Origin of the sequence: Calothrix sp. UHCC 0171 (genome assembly GCF_034931845.1) — a bacterium.
In the GTDB taxonomy this organism is placed as follows: domain Bacteria; phylum Cyanobacteriota; class Cyanobacteriia; order Cyanobacteriales; family Nostocaceae; genus Brunnivagina.
In genome coordinates this window covers 127135-148355 of the sequence record NZ_JAYGHN010000001.1, presented here as the reverse complement: position 1 = coordinate 148355, position 21221 = coordinate 127135, and the positions used below count along the sequence as shown (strand labels likewise).

The following is a 21221-nucleotide window of genomic DNA, read 5'->3' as shown; positions in this document are numbered from 1 at the left end:
CCCCATCTCCCCCTCTCCCCATCTCCCCATCTCCCCCTCTCCCCATCTCCCCATCTCCCCCTCTCCCCATCTCCCCATCTCCCCATCTTTCTAACCTGCATTACCCATGAACACGCAAACAGCCAAAATACTTGACGGAAAGGCATTAGCTGCCAAAATTCAACAGTCACTATCCACACAAATAGCTCAGGTTCAACCCCAAATTGGACGTTCTCCCGGTTTAGCCGTATTAATGGTTGGTGATAACCCTGCTTCTGCTGCCTATGTACGCGGAAAGGAGCGTGCTTGTGAAAAAGTAGGTATTGCCTCCTTTGGTAAGCATTTTCCAACACAAACAAGCCAAGCAGAACTGGAAGACGAGATTGCCGCCCTCAATCAAGATGAAAAAGTTGATGGTATCCTCGTGCAATTACCCCTGCCCGAACATTTAGATTCCGTAGGGCTGTTACACAAAATTGCCCCAGAGAAAGACGCTGACGGTTTACATCCCGTCAATTTAGGCAAACTCATGCGGGGTGAAGATGGTTTACGAAGTTGTACCCCTGCCGGAGTGATGCGACTGTTGGAAGAATATCAAATCCCCCTACAGGGAAAACAAGCCGTCGTGGTAGGGCGAAGTATTTTGGTGGGCAAACCCCTAGCTTTGATGCTGTTAGAGGCGAATGCTACCGTTACCGTAGCACACTCGCGATCGCATGACCTTGCCTCCATCTGTCAAACAGCAGATATTCTCGTTGCTGCCGTCGGACGTAACGAACTTATTACTGGTGAGATGGTGAAACCGGGCGCAATTGTGGTAGATGTGGGGATAAATCGCGTAGTTGATGTGGACGGCAACAGTCGCTTAATCGGAGATGTCCATTTTGAGTCAGCTTCAAAAGTGGCAGCATACATAACCCCCGTTCCTGGTGGTATCGGACCCATGACTGTGGCGATGTTACTACAAAATACTGTTTCCAGTTACCTGAAAAAATTTTAGGTTATGGAATGGTGAGTAGTTAAGAGTTATGAGTTATGAGTTAATAGTTAGTAGAAAATACCTAACATTAACCAAAAACCATTAACCAAAAACCATTAACAATTAACAATCACAAATCAACTTACTCGCTTAAAATTGTAACCTAGATGACAAAAGTCCAAGGAAACTTAGCATGGTAGCAGCCGATAATATTCAGAAGACTCCAGCCGAAAGTAAATTTGACCTGATTTCCTATCTCAAAACTAGACAAGCACTGTGTGAAACAGCCCTGGACAAAGCTGTACCCATGCAATACCCAGAAAAAATTTATGAAGCAATGCGTTATTCATTGCTAGCTGGGGGCAAACGCTTACGTCCAATTTTGTGCATTGCTACCTGCGAAATGATGGGCGGCACAATTGAAATGTCGATGCCAACAGCCTGTGCATTGGAAATGATTCACACCATGTCCCTTATCCATGATGATTTGCCAGCCATGGATAACGATGATTATCGACGTGGCAAGTTGACAAATCACAAAGTTTATGGTGAAGATATTGCAATTTTAGCGGGCGATGGTTTGCTGGCTTATGCATTTGAGCATGTTGTCACCCACACAGAAAACGTCCCTCCAGAGCGGATTTTACAAGTAATTTCCCGTTTAGGACGGGCAACTGGTGCTGCTGGTTTAGTTGGCGGGCAAGTCGTCGATTTAGAATGTGAAGGGAAAACAGACACTCCCCTGGAAACCCTCAACTTCATCCACAACCACAAGACTGCTGCCCTTCTGGAAGCTTGTGTGGTTTGCGGTGGATTTGTAGCAGGGGCTTCGACGGAAGACATCCAGCGTTTGTCCTGTTACTCGCAAAATATTGGTTTAGCCTTCCAGATTATCGACGATATCCTCGATATAACTGCAACCCAAGAACAACTAGGTAAAACCGCCGGGAAAGACTTAAAAGCAAAGAAAGTCACCTATCCTAGCCTTTGGGGACTGGAAGAGTCACGTCAAAAAGCTGACCAACTCATCGAAGCCGCTTGTGCAGAACTCCAACCTTATGGAGAAAAGGCACAGCCACTCATTGCCCTAGCACATTTTATTACCAATCGCGATCGCTAGTAGCATTACGGGGATAGAGTATGCTAATCATTCCTGTGTTTGCTTAATTTCCCTGACTTTTTGCCACCTGGGTGCAGAGAACACTTTTTTTCTCACCATCAATGCTGCTATTATTTGCAAACTTATCTAAACTACCATGCAGGACATAGGCGACATCTTTAACAACCGGGTGCTGCTAGTTGCCCTAATTGCTTGTCTGATTGCTCAAATTCTCAAACTTGCGATTGAAATCATCAAAAACCGCAAACTCAACGTCCAGGTATTAGTCACCACTGGCGGAATGCCAAGTGCCCATTCAGCTTTAGTTACAGCCCTAGCGGCTGGAGTTGGGCAAACAGTTGGTTGGCAAAGTCCAGAATTTGCAGTTGCCATGGTTTTCGCCATTATCGTTATGTATGATGCCGCCGGGGTTCGTCAAGCAGCAGGCAAACAAGCACGCATCCTCAACCAAATGATAGATGAATTATTCCAAGAAAATCATGAATTTCACGAAGACCGTCTCAAGGAATTACTGGGGCATACACCGTTTCAAGTCATCGCTGGTTCGGTTTTGGGAATTACAATATCGTGGTTAGCCAGAGCTGCCTATTAAGGTTAATTATTAACGAGAAACTCAAGAAGCAGGGGAAACAAGGAAGAATACTTGCTTCTTTATCCCCCTGACTTGAAAGAGTCATTAGTTATTAGTCATTTATTATTCCCCGCGTCCCCGCGTCCCCCTTTCATGCTTGGCGATGAAATTTTTTCATTAGGACTGCCTCTCCAAGCGTTAGCACTAACTGTAACAATCATTTAATCTCCATTCAGGGCGTAATTAGATATAATCAAAACCTGTGTACTAAAAATACATATTTCCTGTTAGGGCATCACAACTGTTACATCTATTTGGATTATGGATGAATCCCTGATGGGGATTGGAATTTGGAATACTATACATAATAATCAGGTTGTTATTATATTTGAGTGAATTATCCTGCCCCTTCTCCAGACCCTAGCGTCATATTTCCGTTTGAACTCGACACATTCCAACACCAAGCGATCGCATCTCTCAATGGCGGACGTTCAGTAGTCGTTTGTGCCCCTACAGGTTCCGGTAAAACCTTAATTGGCGAATATGCAATCTATCGCGCCCTAGCCAGAGGCAAGCGAGTATTCTACACCACACCACTCAAAGCTCTCTCCAACCAAAAATTGCGTGATTTCCGTGAGACTTTTGGTTATGAACAAGTTGGACTATTAACGGGTGACGCTTCAATTAACCGTGATGCCCCAATTTTGGTCATGACTACGGAAATTTTCCGCAACATGCTCTACGGAACTCCCATTGGTCAAATTGGTATCTCCTTAGTCAATGTCGATGCAGTGGTTCTGGATGAATGTCATTACATGAACGATCGCCAGCGCGGTACAGTGTGGGAAGAATCAATTATTTACTGTCCTCGCGAAGTTCAACTCGTAGCCCTCTCGGCAACCGTTGATAACAGCGATCAACTCACCGACTGGCTCAACCAAGTTCATGGTCCCACTGACCTAATTTATTCCGATTTTCGCCCTGTTCCCCTGGCATTTCACTTTGGTAACACCAAGGGTTTATTCCCTCTCCTCAACGAGAATAATACCAAAATCAACTCCCGCCTACTGCAAAAACGCAAACGTAAGGGTGAGGGGGACAAAGGGAGAAATGGCAGACCGGAAGCACCTAGTATTCATAGCATTGTTAGTCAACTCCAACAACGGGATATGTTGCCAGCCATCTATTTTATCTTCAGCCGTCGAGGTTGTGATAAAGCGGTGGCAGAGATGGGGGATGTTTGGCTAGTTAACCCTGACGAAGCTTACCAACTGCGGGTACAAATCGATGACTATTTGACTCGTAACCCCGAAGCCGGACGTTCTGGACAAATTGCACCTTTGTATCGTGGTATCGCCGCACACCATGCGGGAATTCTGCCAGCTTGGAAGGTTTTGGTGGAAGAGTTATTTCAACAAGGTTTAATTAAGGTTGTCTTCGCCACTGAAACTCTGGCGGCAGGTATCAATATGCCCGCGAGGACAACCGTAATTTCCAGTCTTTCCAAACGTACCGATAGCGGACATCGCTTGTTGAATGCATCGGAATTTCTGCAAATGGCGGGACGTGCCGGACGTAGGGGGATGGATAAGCAAGGATATGTGGTGACATTGCAAACTCCCTTTGAAGGAGCCAAGGAAGCAGCTTATTTAGCAACATCAAAGGCTGACCCGTTAGTGAGCCAGTTTACACCAAGTTATGGCATGGTTTTGAACCTGTTGCAAACCCACACTATCGACGAAGCCAAGGAACTAATTGAGCGCAGTTTTGGACAATATTTGGCGAATTTTCACCTGCGTCCGCAATACGAATACATCGAAGAACTACAGAGAAGCTTAGGCGATACTCAAGCCCAAATCGATGCCATTGACGAGCATGAAATTGAAGTATACGAAAAATTGCGGCAGCGATTAAAATCGGAACGGCAGTTATTGAAAACCCTGCAAGAACAAGCCCAGTCAACCCGCCAGCAAGAATTGGGGATGATGATTGGCTTTGCAATCACCGGGACTTTACTGAGCTTAAAAGGTAAAAATATCACCGTCCCTGCCCCGATAACAGCAGTCCTAGTTGGGAAGTCACCCGGTTCTGGTTCCGCCCCCTACTTAGTCTGTTTGGGACAGGATAACCGTTGGTATGTGGCGACAACCGCAGATGTTGTCGATTTGTACGGTGAGTTACCGCGCCTCGATTTATCGCCTAATTTACTCCCACCTGCGGAAATGCCGATTAAACCCGGACAATCACGACGGGGAAATGAAGAAACCCAAGCGATCGCATTACAAATTCCCCAACCGGACGTATCCACCTATCTCGCACCGGAAGTTCGTGAACAATTAGCCCGTGTCAACGCAGTCCAGGCACAGATAGAAGCCCATCCCTTACATCAAACGGGGAATGTTGCCGTCATCTTTAAGCGGAAAGCCCGTGTGGGTGAAATAGCCGCCGAGCTTGCCGAACTAGAAGCTTATGTGGAGCAGCAATCACAGCGCTATTGGGAGGAATTCGTGAATTTAATCGAGATTTTGCAGTATTTCCAATGTCTCGATAATCTGGTTCCTACCCAACTAGGGCAAATCGCTGCTGCAATTCGCGGTGAAAATGAATTGTGGTTAGGTTTAGCCTTATCCAGTCGAGAATTAGATAATCTCGACCCCCAACATTTAGCCGCAGTTGTCACCGCTTTGGTGATGGAAACACCCCGTCCCGATAGTTTTGTCAAATTTAGTTTATCAAAAGAAGCCGATGATGCTTGGTCAAGACTGCGAAATATTCGCCGTTCTTTGCTCAAAGTCCAGTATCGTCATGGTGTCGCCTTACCTGTGGGTTTGGAAAATCGCTACATTAATTTGACAGCAATAGTGGAACATTGGGCATTAGGGGTAGAGTGGGCAGAACTATGTGAAAACACGAGTTTAGATGAGGGTGATGTCGTGCGAATATTGCGCCGTACTTTAGATTTACTTTCGCAAATTCCCCACGTGCCCTATTTACCAGATGCTTTATATCGTAATGCCCGTCGGGCGATGCAATTAATTGATCGCTTTCCGGTTAATGAAGTGGTTGAATAATAGCCCTTTACTTCATGCCCTTCTTACCTCTTTGAAATCAGTGTCACTTTATACGATTTTAAAAATCCATAGCTCATATACTCATTGATAGGTTCTACCTGGGAATTACTGAGAAGTGGCTGCGCCACTTCTTTTTTTGGAACTACAAAGACGCGGGAATATCCCCACATCAGGAATATTTTTTCCAGGACATTGCTGAGTGCGATCGCACAGAGTCATCATATCAAGTCTGGCTAATCAGTTATCATTCTTTTTCTCCGCGTCGGTTTTATCTGATATTAGTTTGGCAAATGGCAAATAATTACTATAGAATCTAGCCGATTGATGGGTTTATAATGATGGGAATTGGATTTTTTGATCTGTTCTCAAGAATTGAAATTTTCTAAAGCAATAATTTCTGCTTGAATATTTTGACGAGCTATTAATTCCAACTGATTAAATAATTCATCTGTAAAAAAGATGCGACGCTGCAAAAAATTCTCTAGTATTTTTCTCCTACCAGCAATATATTTATCATCTGGCAGCCATATATATTCTTGACGAATCGCTTGACGATAATTAATATATGCTTCTGGGCTACTTCCCAATATAGATAAATCAGCATCTAGTAATAGATAACTATCAAAATCATTGAGTTCTGCTTGATGATATTTAGTGTTTAAGATCAAACGACAAACATTATCTATAATCATCTGGGAAACATTTAAAGATGTTAATAATTCATGCGCGTAGTCAGCACTTTTTTCTTCATTATTTTTCGCTTGACTATCGTAAATAACATCATGAAACCAAGCAGCTAATTGTACTGCTGGTGAGGGATGAATATTTGTTTGGAGTAATTGTATTTTATTTAAAACCTGTGCAATATGTTCAAGATTATGGTAATAACGACCATAACTGGAATAAATCTCCACAATCTCAGCAAATGTTTGTGCAATTCTGACTTCATCACTCACCCTCACCGATTTTAACAATTGTTGCCAATTATTAAATAACTTATTAATATGCATGTGTAAATTTCGATAGATTTTGACAATTTATATTTAATATCCCCAATATCCCATACTTGCGACTTCTCTGTGGAATCGGAGATACTCACCTGTATGCAGCTAGAAAAACATTAAACAGAGTTCACAAAACTTGAAAAGCGATCGCCCCAATAAGCCAAAATTTTTATAGATGAACAAATCAGGTGAAAAAAATGGATATCAAAAATGGCTTTGTCGGTACAGTTGGCAATACACCACTAATCCGACTCAACAGTTTTAGCCAAGAAACAGGCTGTAATATTCTGGCAAAAGCAGAATTTCTCAATCCTGGTGGTTCCGTTAAAGACCGCGCAGCACTCTATATTATCCAAGATGCTGAAGAAAAAGGTCTACTTAAACCGGGTGGTACTGTGGTAGAAGGAACTGCTGGCAATACTGGCATCGGGTTGGCGCATATCTGTAACGCGAAAGGTTATAAATGCCTGATTATTATTCCCGATACCCAATCTCAAGAAAAAATGGATGCGTTGCGGGCATTAGGGGCAGAAGTTCGCCCAGTTCCTGCGGTTCCCTACAAAGACCCAAATAATTATGTCAAACTCTCAGGTCGAATTGCCTCGGAGATGGAAAATGCAATTTGGGCAAACCAATTTGATAATTTAGCGAACCGTCGTGCCCATTATGAAACGACAGGCAGAGAAATTTGGGGACAAACAGATGGTACAGTTGATGGCTGGGTAGCGGCAACGGGTACTGGTGGGACTTTTGCGGGTGTTTCCATGTTTTTGAAGGAGCAAAATCCCCATATTAAATGTGTTGTTGCTGACCCGATGGGGAGTGGATTGTATAGTTATATCAAAACTGGCGAAATCCACATGGAAGGAAGTTCCATCACTGAGGGAATTGGTAATAGTCGCATCACCGCCAATATGGAAGGTGTACCCGCAGATGATGCAATTCAAGTTCATGACCGAGAAGCAATACGAGTAGTTTACCAACTCTTACGCCAAGAAGGCTTATTGATGGGTGGTTCGACGGGAATTAACGTTGCTGCTGCCGTGGCTTTAGCGAAACAAATGGGGGCAGGACATACGATTGTCACCATTTTATGCGATAGTGGCTCACGCTATCAGTCGCGGATTTTTAACCCCGAATGGCTCGAATCAAAGGGACTTTCGCCAGATTAATGGGTATGGGGGAATGGGGATGATGAGACACTGAACCAGATAGTTTGAGATTAGTTTACTCATGACTAACGCAGGTGTCACAATTAAATAAACATATGTACGCTGGATAATCCTAGGCAATTATATGCTTTGTCATTTCCGTAATTAGTCCGAAATACTTTTTCGTGTCTCCCCCTACCTACCTCCGTGTCTTCGCCAATGCCCAACGTTAAACAGGTGCTTGTGTGTCAAAATCGGACTTGTCGCAAACAAGGTGCCAAGTCTATATTAGAAGCCTTTGCAGCGTTACCAGTCCCTGGGGTAACTGTGACAGCTAGCAGTTGCTTAGGGCAATGTGGTAATGGTCCGATGGTGTTGGTATTACCTGATATGGTGTGGTATTGTGGTGTCCGTAGCAATGAAGTGGCGTTAATTGTGGAACAACATTTGATAGGTGACAAGAAAGTTACGCAAATGCTTGATAAACGGTTTCATCCGGAACAGAAAAAATAAGGAGTCAGAATATTCAGAATTCCGGATTCATGTCTTTTCCATTTTCGTCTTTCCCTCCTTTTTCTCTTTTCACTTTCCTTTATTCCCAGATAGATGAACATTCAGGAGTTGCGTCAATCCTTAAAAATAGAGTGGCTGCGCTACTACAAAAATAATCGCCACTGGCTAGAAAAAATGGAAATTTGGGCGACTTTTGCAGAGGAACGTCGTCCATTATCAAGTTTTGTTTTGGCAACGGTATCAGTTTTACAGCCAAATTTAACCGATATTTTACCATTACTTGCAGAATTGAATAGTGACCCTGATGCAGTTGTTGCCGCTTTAGGTCTTAACTTTAATCCCGATCACTATTTACATTTGCTAGAATGTGAAGACTCTCATCTAGATTCCCGTTTAGATTCTGACTTAGATGCTGAGATAGATAGAGATACTAGTGACGATTTTGCACATCACCAAACCAGTCAAAATAGCTCTATTGTCGGCAATAACAAAAGCTATTCCCAATTTGTCAACACTAAACCTCCAATTCAAGTAGCCGTCGCCAAATCCTATTTAAATCGAGTAAAATCTCAGCCTACAGAATTGAAAACATCCGTAATCCCAATGTCGAAAAACGGGGTAAAATCTAATGCGATCGTTGCGGTTTCTACAACAGTTGCTGGTCAAGGTAATATTGTGAAAATTATCCATGACAGAGTCCCCGGTGAAATTAATCAGTCTCCTGTTTTACACCCTCGCAATTTAGCTAACTGGATTGATGATTTTTGCCAAGGTCAAGGATGGGATAAGGATGAAGCAACTTTTATCCCATTCTAAATATACCATTATGAGATGTTTTGAAAATATTTAAACGAAATATTTAAAGCACTCTAAACTCAAATATCTAACCTTTAACACAGATAACCTGCTTCAAAGTCGCCACTACTTCTACTAAATCAGCTTGGTTTGCCATTACTTGCTCAATCGGCTTATATGCACCGGGAATTTCATCCAAAACATCTTCGTCTTTGCGACATTCCACACCTTCAGTTTGTTTAATTAAATCATCCAGGGTATAGGTATTTTTGGCTTTATTGCGGGACATTAATCTGCCAGCCCCGTGAGAACAGCTACAAAAACTATCGGTACAACCTTTCCCTTTAACTATGTAAGATTTTGCACCCATCGAACCGGGAATAATACCGTAGTCTTCTGTCTCGGCACGAACTGCACCTTTACGAGTTACATATACTTCCTCACCAAAATGCACTTCTTTTTCAGCATAATTATGGTGACAGTTAACTTCTAGCAATGGTTTTGTCGCCTTTCCACCAGCAATATGCTTTTCGACAATGCGCTTAAATCGCGCCATCATCACATCACGGTTCATTTTTGCATAGTGTTGTGCCCACTGCAAATCATGCCAATAAGCTGCAAATTCAGGAGTATTTGCGACAAAATAAGCCAAATCTGGGTCTGGTAAATTTATCTCTGCCATTTTCGCCAGTTCCTTGGCAGTGCTAATATGTCGCTGGGCAAGAATATTACCAATCCCCCGCGAGCCAGAATGTAACATCAACCACACTTGATTCTCCGTATCTACGCATACTTCGATAAAATGATTGCCTCCACCTAGGGAACCCATCTGACGTAAGGCTTTATTTTCTAAATCTTGAACCCCAGGATGTAAATCTTTAAATTCCTGCCACTTTTGCCAGTTAGTTACAGTTTTTTCAACTTCTTGATTTTCATTGAAGCCTGTAGGAATTGCTGCTTCAATATCCAAGCGAATTTTTTTGAGTTTGCCTTCGAGTTTTTCGGCTGTAAATGGTGTTTTAATTGCAGACATTCCACAACCCAAATCGACACCGACGGCAGCCGGAATTACAGCTTCTTTTGTGGCAATTACTGAGCCAACTAACGCTCCTTTACCTAAATGAACATCTGGCATCAGGGCAACATGTTTAAAAACGAATGGCAATGAGGCGACATTTTTTGCCATCTTAGTTTCATCCTCTTTTAAGGGATGATTCGCCCAAGATAAAACAGGTGCATCTGTCGCAATTTCTAATTTTTCGTAAGCCATAATTTGAGCTTTTAGTTTTGAGACTTTAATGAATACGTATAAAGATATAGGACTCCTATTTGATTTTTGAACAATCAAGCTGCCTAGAAGCTTGACATACAAAGCTTAACTTCTCAGTATACTGAGCAAGATTCAAGTAGGATTCCTATTATACAAACTTATAACTCACCGTTCGCCTATTTTAAATCGAGTTAGAAGAAAGCTGAACGATTTAATCAGGGTTACAGGCTATGATTCAAATGTACTTTCGTCCTGACTTTGCGCGATTACATAAAAGTAGACCTTTTAGAGCAGGATGTTAGTTTAAGGGAAATTTAGGTAAATCGCTAAAATCATTGCGGTGTATAGATTTTTCGCTTTTAGACAATATCTCTGAACTCAAAAAAAAATGAGCGAACCGGGAGTTATAAATATTGTTTTTCCATTTCTAAGCGATGAATTTTAAATGAAATACTTAGGCTCTATTCATGGGGCAAATTTGAATTATTTATGAGTCAATTATGAATTCCATCTAGCGCTACGAGTCATGTGGTAGTATTTTTACTAAGAGATGCGACGAAACGTAAACAATTTACGAAATAGGGAACAAACTTTTCAAGGTTAATTAAGTAATTATTACTAACAATATATAGGAATGGTTTTTCGGCTTTCTTGTCAAGACGAAAACTCATCCTGTTACCTTGAAAATCCTGGTTGTATCTACTGAGCCTATTCAGCACAAAAATTAATCCCTTAATAGTGTGAAATAATGATTACCAGTTTTAATCTAGACACCAGGGTTTCTCAGCAACTACACCAAATTTTGTCCGATATCACAAATGCTCAGGATTTATCCCAGCATCCTTTTGTGCAACGCTTTTCTCAGGGAGAATTTTCTCAAAATGCTATTCGGCAGTTTGCCATAAAAATGCTACCTGGCTCGAATAGGTTTAATATGGCTTTTCTGAAAGTGGCATCAAAAATGGATAGTTACCATGCTAGGACTATTATGCTAGAAAATGCATTTACCGAACATGGAGAACTCAATCCTGATAAATGTCATGTAGCACTGTTTATACGCTTTATGCAAGGGATTAACTGCCCAAAAATCGATATAAATGCTGATGACGGAGCATTTCGGATTCCAGCATTACGTTTTAAAAAGTTTGAAGTGTGTGATGATGAGCCTGTAGTAGTTTCATTAGGGCGATTTGCCGCAATTGAGCAAATTTTACCTGGAGTGTTTACCAAATATATAGAAGGGCTAGGCAAAATATTTCCAGGCATTGATAACCATACTATCGAATATTTCCATATTCATTGTCACTTAGATCCAGAACACACAGATGAGTTAGTTCAAGTAGCAGAAACGTGCGTCAAGTCTGAGTCCGATATTGAACTCTTCGGTCAAGGAGTTCAAGATATGGTGAATTCAATTGCTGATATGTTTTCTTGGATGAATGAAAACTTAGAAAAAGAGGCATTAGTTTTACAAAGCTAATAGCAAAGTAATTTCAATAATGAGGGAGAAGGAGGCGAGCATCGCTTGCCTCCTTTTCCTACCATCACATGCGATTATCATTCTTGCTAGATTTATTTTGAGTATTTTAACTGGTTGAGAAAATGCGCTTTATCTTAGCTTATCACGGATGTCCCTGAGGGAGATAGTTGGCTAGCGATCGCCAACTATGTGCTGTAACATATGTGCATCTGTAAAATCCTAACTTCCATGTCTCACCACATTCTTAAAGCTACTAAAAATACAGTACATCTAGGTGGTTTCTCTCATTTACTCACACCATCACTAACAGTTGCATCTGGCGATACAGTTACAGTTGAAACATACACAGGATTCTATGTTTACGACAAAGCACCAGCAGCATTCCTCACACCGGAATTTATTGATATTTGTCAAAATCTGCCAGGAGAGCGTAAAATTGCTACAGGACCACATCTACTCACAGGACCAATATACATAGAGAATGCAGAGCCTGGAGATGTTTTAGAAGTGGAATTAATCGAAATTTCTCCCAGTTTGCCTGTTGGTTTTAATGCTATTCGTAGTGGTTGGGGGGCTTTACCAGAAAAATTTACCCAACCTGCTTTAAGATTTATTAATTTAGATTTAGAGAATCAGATTGCCGAATTTCCTCAAAATTCAGGGATAAAAATTCCCCTAAAACCATTCTTTGGTATTCTGGGAGTGGCAACACCAGAAGAAAATCGTTCTTCAATTCCACCAGGTAATTACGGTGGTAATATTGATAATCGCGAATTGCAAGCAGGTGCAAAAATATATCTACCAATTTTTGTGCCTGGGGGATTATTTTCCATAGGTGATGGGCATTCTGCACAGGGAGATGGTGAAGTTAATGTCACTGCAATCGAAACTTCAATGAATGGCACGCTTAAGCTGAAGGTTCGTAAAGATTTGCGACTCCAAATACCAATGGCAGAAACAGCAACTGATATCATCACAATGGGTTTTGGTAATACTTTAGATGCAGCTTTAGCACAGGCTGTAGAAAAGATGATTGATTTTTTAGAAAAATTCATGCATCTATCAGCAGAAGAGGCTTATGTGTTGTGTAGTTTGGCTGTCAATTTCCGTATTAGTCAAGTAGTAAATAGCCCCCAAAAAGGTGTACATGGGATGCTACCAAAATCAATTTTACCCCAACAAATTAACATCTAAAATCCCAACTCCCAATTCTAGAATCAAAAATATAAAGTAATTTATGCTTCCTTCAAATTGGTTACTTCTGCTTATTGGTGGTTTATTATCCGGTATTCTGGCGGGTTTTTTAGGTATTGGTGGTGGGACGATTTTAGTCCCAATACAAGTAGCTTTGGGATATCCTCCAATTCAAGCAGTTGCAACTAGCAGTCTCGCAATTGTCATCACTGCAATTTCTGGAAGTATCCAAAATTGGCGGATGGGTTATTTAAGTTTTCAGCGCGTTATGTCTTTAGGATTTCCGGCAGTAATTACCGCGCAATTAGGTGTAGAGATTGCAGCCAGAATTCCTGCCCATATACTATTAATTACTTTTGGATTATTACTTTTATTTAATATATATTTGGTAGAACTACGTAAGCGCATTGCTAATGTGCAAAATCAAGGGCAGAGTTCATCCAAGCAATTTAACCCTGTTTTATCCAGAATATTAACTGGAGGTACTGCTGGTGTTCTAGCAGGGTTATTTGGTGTTGGTGGCGGGGTAATAATGGTACCATTACAAATTTTGTTATTGGGAGAAACAATTAAAGTCGCCATTCAAACTAGTTTAGGTGTAATCATTATTACCGCTATTTCGGCAACAATTGGACATGCTGCAAAGGGTAATATTTTGTGGATGGAAGGAATCATTTTAGGATTAGGTGGACTTGTGGGAGCGCAAATTAGCACCCGTTTCTTACCTAAATTACCAGATCATGTTGTCAGTATTGCCTTTCGGAGTTTACTAGCTATTTTGTCAGTATATATATTTTGGCAGGCTTGGCAAAAGTGTCTCGAAGCAACAACTTTGTCGAGTCTATAGAAATTAGGAATGAGAATTTGATTTTCAGATGATTCTCTGCCGCAGATAAGATTTAAGAGGGATTATTGACTGGAGTAGATAAAATAGCAATGATTATCATCTTCGGTTTTTCCCTGTGTAACTACTGAGTCCTGTCGATTCTTAACCAAATATTTCAGGGTATACTCGGACGCATTTTTCAGAAATATCGTGGTATTTTACACTTAGCGTTCCTCTGCTACTGAGGGCGGCAAAGTCGCCCCTTAGCAGTTTTTTTTTATGGCATTTTATTTAGTTAATTTTAGATTGCTAGCTAGCTTCGCGTCACAAACAGCTAATTCATCTATGACTAAATAATTATTAAAGCATTAAACTAGAAATAGCTACAAATCAATTGCTCAAAACATAATATCCGCAACTAATATCTCCAAGCATAATGGACGGGATAAAATCTGTCCTCTCTCAACAAAGCAGACAAAATAATGCTGCTATTGTATTAATGACCACAGTATAACCACTTAATCATCCCAAAAGATGAAGAAAATATTTCGGGATAAATGCGGACGCATTCTCCGGAAATATCGTGGTACTTTACACATTAGCGTTCCTCTGCTACTGAGGGCGGTGATAACGTCCTCTTAGCGGTTTTTCTAGTTTAACTCACTTTTTTTTTGACTGTCTCTATTTTGAACATAGAGAGTGGTATTTTTTTGACACAATCGGATTGTTGAATTCCTCAAGTGATATCAAGTGGGTTCTGCCAAGAGATGAGATAAATCAATTCTCTATAAGCAATACATCCTATTAAGTATCTTCGCTGATGTCACGTTTGGGTGGACGGTTGTAGGAAAAAGTGAAAGTGTCACAACTGGAAATGACCTGATACATTTCTTCATACATCGGATATTTGCCGACACCACTCAAGCTTAACCAACCCTTTGTACGTGTCATGGCGACAAATAACTGGTTACGTAGGGTGACATCACTTTCTTTGCGGGCAATATAGTCAAACCCTAGCAAATAAACCATATCAGCTTCATTTCCTTTGGCACGGGGAAGACGCGAGACAGTAACACTACCATCGCACCAAAACATATTTGGTTTACTTTCCTGCCATGCAAATGTAACTGTATTATTTTGTGGTGCGCTGGGAATATAAATATCAATGCCCTGCTGGATTAAAAATTCTGCTACCTGCACTTCTAAATCTTTGGCTTCCACTGATGTACCCAATACCAGTACCAAAATATCCCGACTGGGGTTGAGTCCGTCGTGGACAATGTTGTGCATGATTTTTTCAGATAGTGCGGTTAATTCCTCTTGACGGGTGTGGTAGGTGGTAAATTCCAATACAGGTTCACCCCAAATTTCGGGGATGGGGTTAGGGGAATACTTGGCGGGACGATGGATAGTTATTTGCTGTCCAAGACGACGAAAATCCCCATTCACTTCGTAACCAATTTTTTCCCAATCTTTTTTATTAGTAATTCCCGATAACATTCCCTGGGGACGCAACAAACCCATTCCCATGGCGTGGGCTGCGGTAAGTACCTGCCCTGGTGTACGATAACAATGGCGCATAATGTGCGATCGCCTAATGCCACCGGGATACTGGGGTTGTTTGTTGAGAATATCTGCAAGTTCTGCACCAAATATTTCTTTGGCTGTGGGTACAGTTAAGTTATCTAAGCTTTGGGCTTCATCATAAGCCCAAATTAACCGTTTTTCTTGAGGTTGTTCAACACTTACTGGACGCAAGGTTTGATAAGCTAACCAATAAATTGCTTGTTTGTCTGCAAACTTTAAATTTGCATCTGTAACTAAATCTTGACCTTCATCAATCAAGATTGCATCAAACATTGGTTGAATTGTAATTTCCTCTTGAAATCTTTTACATAACTCCGCTAAAGCTTGCTGTGGCTGTTTCTCCATCGTGTCAGCAACTGTCCAGCGTCGCTTTCCGTGATGTTCACAAATTATCCCATACAACCCCGGTTGTTCCTTTGCACCCCAGGCATGAAGCAGGCGCAGTTTCCTATTCGTTTTGGGGTTATATTGGACTTCTCCGCCGCTAAATCGTCGCAACCATCTATCTACCAAACTTGTCATTTGATCGTACAATGACCGAGTGAAAAAGACTAAAGCAATATCCCATTCTGGATGTTTCAGATGCATATGTGCTGATTTTTGACATAGCAGTACCGTTTTTCCTGAACCTGCGATACCACGAATTCGTTGCATCCCTGGAGGAATTTCTTTACCAATATGTTCTTGCTGTAAATCAATATCGTAAAGTTTTTCTCGCAGGGAATTAAGAATACGAGAACGGGATTTCCCACTAGTTGTCATCTGACATTGTGGTTGGCGAAGTACAGGCGTTCCACTAATCACTGAGAGGAGTAATTCCCAATCTTTATCTTCGAGGTTTTCTCCGGGGACGATGGGGGAAATTTGGGAAATAGATTCGGACAAAGATGGGAACTTTTGCGTCTCTACATTTTCATGTTCAGGAGCTTGGCAGTTTAAGTCTAAACTTAAGTTTAATTGGTTTTGGAACAGAAGATTTTGGGTATTGGGTAACTCATGAAAACCTTTGTTTTGCCATTGTTCTGCGGTGATGTGGGGTAAGGCAACAATGGCTCTACCACTTACTTTACGCCAGATTGCCGGCTCACGATCGCAATTTCCAATTAATGCCCGTAGTTGATGTTCTACACGTTGTTGAGAGGTTGTATATAAAGTTTCGACATCACTCTCAATAGTAATGGATAAAATTTCAATTACTAATAAACCTAATTCGCGATCTACTATGAAAATATCTGGCTCCTTGCGGACTTCTCCTAGTGGCGAGAAAATCGGATATCGCCAATATCCTAAACAATTGCGATCGCTAAAAGCTGTTTTGAAAGTATCCCAAATACTCTCTTCTTCAGTTTGTAATGCTTCAGTTGTAATAAATTTATCATTCTCTTTCTCGTTACCCACGGTCATCATCAGCACCCAAAAGTTATCTTGAATACAAAAACACCTTATTTATGCTGCCAAGCTAGCATTCCGGGAATACGAGCAACCAGTGCAGTTATACGGAGAATCGGGATTTGGGGAGATTGAGGAAGACTACGAGTATATACGATGTGAATGTAATAATTTTATATTTTTTATATGATAAAAAGTGCGATCGCATCTTCCATTAAATTAGAATTGGAGACAACATAAAAAGGTAAAGCCCTAAGTGTCGCTAAATTATCTTGAGCAAGAGTGGGATTATAAATTCCTGCGCGAACATACTTTCAAAAAGTATTGCTACACTCAATAAAAAGCAAAACTGCAAAATATATCTAAACTAATAAGAAAACTAACAAAATCAATAAATACTGAGTTCCAGTGCTAAAAATACTACTAATCCATTTTTAGCCGTTTCTATGCGTCTGTTTATTTGTTCGCTGTTATTGGTACTTACCCTGGCATTTCCTCTGTCGTCGATTGTGAAATCAGCACCTTCTCCAACATTAGATATCGAGCAATATTTAATTAATGCTCAATTTAAACAAGGAGAAACCGCACTTTTAGCCAAACTCCAGCAAAACCCAAATAACGATCGCGATCGCTTTGGGCTTGGGGTGATACAGTTGATGGGAGGAACGGAAAGATTAATGCAGTCTTTGTATCGTTATGATTTGCAGCAAAATTACTTCACCGCATTTTTCCCGATTTTGCGTCTTCCAGTTCCCGCAAACCCCAAACCAGAGCAAATTACTTACGCAGAATCTCGGAATATTCTGCAAAACCTATTGAATGACTTGGATAAAGTTAAAACAACTCTCGAACCAATTAAAGATAATCAAATTAAACTTCCCTTGCGAATTGGGCTGACACGCATGGATTTCAATGCCAACGGCAAATTGGAAGCAAATGAATCTTTTTGGCAAACCTTTAATCAACTTTCAGGAATAACAGCAACCGAAAAAACAGCACAAGCATTTGCGATCGCTTTTGATGCTGGCGATGTAGTCTGGTTACGGGGATATTGTAATTTACTTTCGGCGATCGCACAAACTGTTTTAGCCCACGATGGCAGCAAATTATTTAATTCATCTGCACATCTAGTTTTTGCCAAACCACAAACTCCTTACCCATTCCTTACCAATGGAACAGGGGCATTTAGTTGGGGTGGAGGTATCGATATCAGTGATATTATTGCCTTTTTACATTTAATAAATCTCCCAGTTGTCGAACCTCAACGCATGACAGCAGCATTACAACATTTGCAAGCAGTAACCAAACTGAGTCGAGAATCCTGGACATTAATTTTGGCGGAAACCGATAATGACAGAGAGTGGCTTCCTAATCCCAAACAAAAGGGTGTAATTCCCAATGCAATAGTGACACAACCAATGATTGATAGTTGGTTGACGTTCCTAAATGAAACTGACGCACTCCTAACAGGTAAAAAACTAGTTCCGTTTTGGAGAAAAAGGGAAATGCGAGGAGTTAATTTAAACAAAGTATTTACTAAACCCCAACCCTTTGATTTAGTTCTGTGGATACAGGGAACAGCAGCAGCACCATATTTAGAACCAGGAGTGCTAACTGATGTTGCTACTTGGCAAAGATTAATGCAGGTTTTCCGAGGACAATTTTTCCAATTTGCAGCTTGGTTTAATTAAACAGTTGCATCAAGGGGCATAAGCTTGACAATATTGCAGCCAATCATCACCAGATTGAGTCCATTTTTTGAAAGCATCACTTTGTCGCAGTTTAATCTCTGGCGGCACTTTCCCCAATTCTACTTCGCTAGGATTTCCTGGTAAAGAAGCGATCGCTTTTGCTCTGTCACGAAAGGTCTGACTTAAAGCATTACTAGCTTCAAGGTGACGCTTTTGCAGTTCTTGGGATTTTGCCTCTTGAAATTTTAAATCACCAACATCTTGCCCAATATCATCTTGGAGTTTTGCGATCGCATTTATTGCTTTTACCGTAGACTCTTTTGTCTTTATCTGAGTTTTTGGTATTTCACTGGGTGTTTGAGCGCTTTTAGCTATTGCTTGCCAATACTTTTGACAATCAGCAGCTTGCCCTGCATTCCCGCAACCACTCAAACCGAGAATACTGATAAGTACACAAGTTTTAACTGGGTGATAGATTCTACGCATAAAAACAATCATTGATATGTTTTGAGATACATGTATTGTTCCCAAGCAACCAACATTTGTTTAATTACAGTTTTGACTACAAAAAACTACAGAGCAAAAATAGCATACTTGTCTTTGCCTGAAAGCAGTATTTTTACCTTACCCATTTCCACGGAGAGGGTGGGATTCGAACCCACGGATGCTTTCACATCAAACGATTTCAAGTCGTTCGCATTCGACCACTCTGCCACCTCTCCAAACTAACGGTCAGCTAGTTTTTACATCGATAAATCGATCAAAATAATTAATGACCTAGTTTATTAGGTTAACACATTTCTGGAATACTGCAACTAGAAATTAAAATTGGATAACCAGAATTTCCCATTAAATTGCAAATTTCACGTATTCCGATTCTTTCATCACATCAAATTTCCCTGTCCACGGCTCATTTTCTCTTTAATTCTCTAGCTAGCTTTCTCCAACGACTTTGTAGCCAGCAACAGCCTAGCCTAATTTACCTTAGGCAAACAAGCATAGACAGCCAACTCATGACTAGAAGTTGCAAGTATGCGGCTTACAGAAATCAATTAACTAAGTATAGATTGCCGGATTGGGATTTCAATCACAAATTTTGCGCCTTTGCCGGGAGTAGATTCACAATATAATTTACCTTTATGCTTATCAACAATAATTTGGTGACTAATCGACAAACCTAGTCCAGTACCTTTGTTTACGTCTTTAGTAGTGAAAAAAGGGTCAAATAGTTTTGACATAATTTCTTCATCAATACCACAACCGTTATCACTAATATGAATTGCCACCCAATTATCGTTAAGTAATTGAGTACTAATTTCAATGCAAGGATTTAATTCTTCTTCGAGAACATCAATGGCATTTACCAAAATATTCATAAATACTTGATTAAGTTGACCGGGGAAACATTCAATTTCAGGAAATTCAGTATAATTTTTGATAATCTGTACTTCTGGATGGTTAGGTTTGGCTTTGAGACGATTATGTAAAATTAAGAGAGTACTTTCAATCCCTTCGTGAATATTTACTTGTTTCAAATCAGCCTCATCCAAGCGTGAGAAGTTACGTAAAGACAAAACAATTTCCTGAATCCGTTCAGTACCAAATTTCATTGAATCTATGATTCTTGGTAAATCTGAAACTATAAACTCTAAATCAACTGCGTCTATTTCTTTTTCGATTTCGGAAACGGGTTGAGGATATGTTTCCTGATAAATATTTAGTAGATGGACTAAATCATTAATATATGTACGGATATGAGATAAATTACCATAGATAAAATTAACGGGGTTATTAATTTCATGGGCAACGCCAGCAACTAGTTGTCCCAGGGCTGCCATTTTTTCGTTTTGTACTAATCGGCTGTAGTTATGCTGAAGGTTTACTAAATTATTAGTAACTACTCTGGATTGTTCTTCTGCCTGCTGTAATTGAGCAACTGTTAAAACATGAATTCGTGAGTGAGCTAGAAGTAAGTGATGGAAATCAAGTAGCCCATATCTTGAGAAATTTGACTGGACTACAATCGGTTCATACACGACTTGCGGAGAACGCGCCAATGCCTTATGGGTAGCTTCTAAAATGAGTGTATCTTCAGGAAGTACAAACACCTCTGGCTGGATTATATTATAGAGATTTTCGATAGGTCTATTAGAAAATAACCCCAAACTATAAGGGCGACTCATATATTCAAAAAATCTTCGTCGTGAAATCATTCCCACATAATACTGATTTTTAGTGAGGATAATTCCTGGCAGTAAACTCTCTTGCTCAAAGAGCTTAATTAAATCATCTCCTGGACAATTTAAGTCAATCTGAACTTGCCAAAGTGATAACTCCTGTAAGGTTGAATCTAATCTTGGGCAAAGAACATCAGGAATTGATGTAAATATATCTGTCATACTGTCAGTTCTAGCCGGGGTTTTGGGTTTTCAGTATTTAGTTTTCCCATATATTCTCAATTTATTTACATCTAGGAGGCAGCAAATTCAAATTGCAGAAATATGGGATAGTTTAATTTGATTGACAGTGATATCTAGCTTAAGAATAGGTTAATAGGTAAGCTATTACTTGGAATATTTCATCTTTGCTAGACAATTGTCT

General features: G+C 40.5%; 16 protein-coding genes and 1 tRNA gene. 11 read left to right on the top strand and 6 right to left on the bottom strand.

Annotated features, from left to right (window positions below; all coding sequences use genetic code 11):
* Positions 1 to 106: 106 nt before the first annotated feature.
* The 4 genes from folD to VB733_RS00490 all read left to right on the top strand — a co-directional run bounded on the left by folD (position 107) and on the right by VB733_RS00490 (position 5720).
* Positions 107 to 979: a bifunctional methylenetetrahydrofolate dehydrogenase/methenyltetrahydrofolate cyclohydrolase FolD gene (gene folD, locus VB733_RS00505; protein ID WP_323338162.1), complete on the top strand. Its 873-nt coding sequence runs from the start codon at positions 107 to 109 to the stop codon at positions 977 to 979.
* Positions 980 to 1151: 172 nt separating this feature from the next.
* Positions 1152 to 2078: a geranylgeranyl diphosphate synthase CrtE gene (crtE, locus tag VB733_RS00500; RefSeq protein WP_323338161.1), complete on the top strand. Its 927-nt coding sequence runs from the start codon at positions 1152 to 1154 to the stop codon at positions 2076 to 2078.
* Between the two features lie 136 nt (positions 2079 to 2214).
* Entirely contained in the window at positions 2215 to 2670 is a 456-nt protein-coding gene (locus VB733_RS00495) for a divergent PAP2 family protein (RefSeq protein WP_096610296.1), read from the top strand.
* A gap of 371 nt (positions 2671 to 3041) precedes the next feature.
* Entirely contained in the window at positions 3042 to 5720 is a 2679-nt protein-coding gene (locus tag VB733_RS00490; protein ID WP_323338160.1) for an RNA helicase, read from the top strand.
* Between the two features lie 365 nt (positions 5721 to 6085).
* Here the strand turns inward: VB733_RS00490 and VB733_RS00485 are convergent, their stop codons facing one another.
* Positions 6086 to 6730 (bottom strand): hypothetical protein, encoded by a 645-nt coding sequence (locus VB733_RS00485; protein ID WP_323338159.1) that lies wholly within the window; start codon positions 6728 to 6730, stop codon positions 6086 to 6088.
* 191 nt (positions 6731 to 6921) lie between these two features.
* On the opposite strand from VB733_RS00485, the gene VB733_RS00480 reads away from it, so the two are divergent.
* The 3 genes from VB733_RS00480 to VB733_RS00470 all read left to right on the top strand — a co-directional run bounded on the left by VB733_RS00480 (position 6922) and on the right by VB733_RS00470 (position 9204).
* Positions 6922 to 7896 (top strand): cysteine synthase A, encoded by a 975-nt coding sequence (locus VB733_RS00480; protein WP_323338158.1) that lies wholly within the window; start codon positions 6922 to 6924, stop codon positions 7894 to 7896.
* Positions 7897 to 8094: 198 nt separating this feature from the next.
* Positions 8095 to 8388, top strand: a complete 294-nt coding sequence (locus VB733_RS00475; protein ID WP_323338438.1) for a (2Fe-2S) ferredoxin domain-containing protein — start codon at positions 8095 to 8097, stop codon at positions 8386 to 8388.
* Between the two features lie 93 nt (positions 8389 to 8481).
* On the top strand, positions 8482 to 9204 hold the full coding sequence (locus tag VB733_RS00470; RefSeq protein WP_323338157.1) for a DUF5331 domain-containing protein: 723 nt from the start codon (positions 8482 to 8484) through the stop codon (positions 9202 to 9204).
* A 67-nt stretch (positions 9205 to 9271) separates the two neighbouring features.
* Here VB733_RS00470 and VB733_RS00465 read toward each other — a convergent pair whose 3' ends face one another.
* Positions 9272 to 10453: an RtcB family protein gene (locus VB733_RS00465; protein WP_323338156.1), complete on the bottom strand. Its 1182-nt coding sequence runs from the start codon at positions 10451 to 10453 to the stop codon at positions 9272 to 9274.
* 748 nt (positions 10454 to 11201) lie between these two features.
* Here VB733_RS00465 and VB733_RS00460 point away from each other — a divergent pair.
* The 3 genes from VB733_RS00460 (at position 11202) to VB733_RS00450 (ending at position 13974) form a co-directional block, all read left to right on the top strand.
* On the top strand, positions 11202 to 11933 hold the full coding sequence (locus VB733_RS00460; RefSeq protein ID WP_323338155.1) for an iron-containing redox enzyme family protein: 732 nt from the start codon (positions 11202 to 11204) through the stop codon (positions 11931 to 11933).
* A 228-nt stretch (positions 11934 to 12161) separates the two neighbouring features.
* Complete coding sequence (locus tag VB733_RS00455; RefSeq protein ID WP_323338154.1) at positions 12162 to 13127, top strand: acetamidase/formamidase family protein; 966 nt, start codon at positions 12162 to 12164, stop codon at positions 13125 to 13127.
* Positions 13128 to 13170: 43 nt separating this feature from the next.
* On the top strand, positions 13171 to 13974 hold the full coding sequence (locus VB733_RS00450) for a sulfite exporter TauE/SafE family protein (RefSeq protein WP_323338153.1): 804 nt from the start codon (positions 13171 to 13173) through the stop codon (positions 13972 to 13974).
* Positions 13975 to 14757: 783 nt separating this feature from the next.
* Here VB733_RS00450 and VB733_RS00445 read toward each other — a convergent pair.
* Positions 14758 to 16944, bottom strand: a complete 2187-nt coding sequence (locus VB733_RS00445) for a DEAD/DEAH box helicase (protein ID WP_416336282.1) — start codon at positions 16942 to 16944, stop codon at positions 14758 to 14760.
* Between the two features lie 431 nt (positions 16945 to 17375).
* Here VB733_RS00445 and VB733_RS00440 point away from each other — a divergent pair, with 431 nt between their 5' ends.
* Entirely contained in the window at positions 17376 to 18620 is a 1245-nt protein-coding gene (locus tag VB733_RS00440) for a hypothetical protein (protein WP_323338151.1), read from the top strand.
* A 9-nt stretch (positions 18621 to 18629) separates the two neighbouring features.
* Here VB733_RS00440 and VB733_RS00435 read toward each other — a convergent pair whose 3' ends face one another.
* The 3 genes from VB733_RS00435 to VB733_RS00425 all read right to left on the bottom strand — a co-directional run bounded on the left by VB733_RS00435 (position 18630) and on the right by VB733_RS00425 (position 21019).
* Positions 18630 to 19106 (bottom strand): hypothetical protein, encoded by a 477-nt coding sequence (locus tag VB733_RS00435; protein WP_323338150.1) that lies wholly within the window; start codon positions 19104 to 19106, stop codon positions 18630 to 18632.
* Positions 19107 to 19257: 151 nt separating this feature from the next.
* Positions 19258 to 19342 (bottom strand) — tRNA-Ser (locus VB733_RS00430).
* A 330-nt stretch (positions 19343 to 19672) separates the two neighbouring features.
* The gene (locus VB733_RS00425; protein ID WP_323338149.1) at positions 19673 to 21019 is read right to left on the bottom strand and encodes a sensor histidine kinase; all 1347 of its coding nucleotides are present in this window, start codon (positions 21017 to 21019) and stop codon (positions 19673 to 19675) included.
* Positions 21020 to 21221 lie beyond the last annotated feature (202 nt).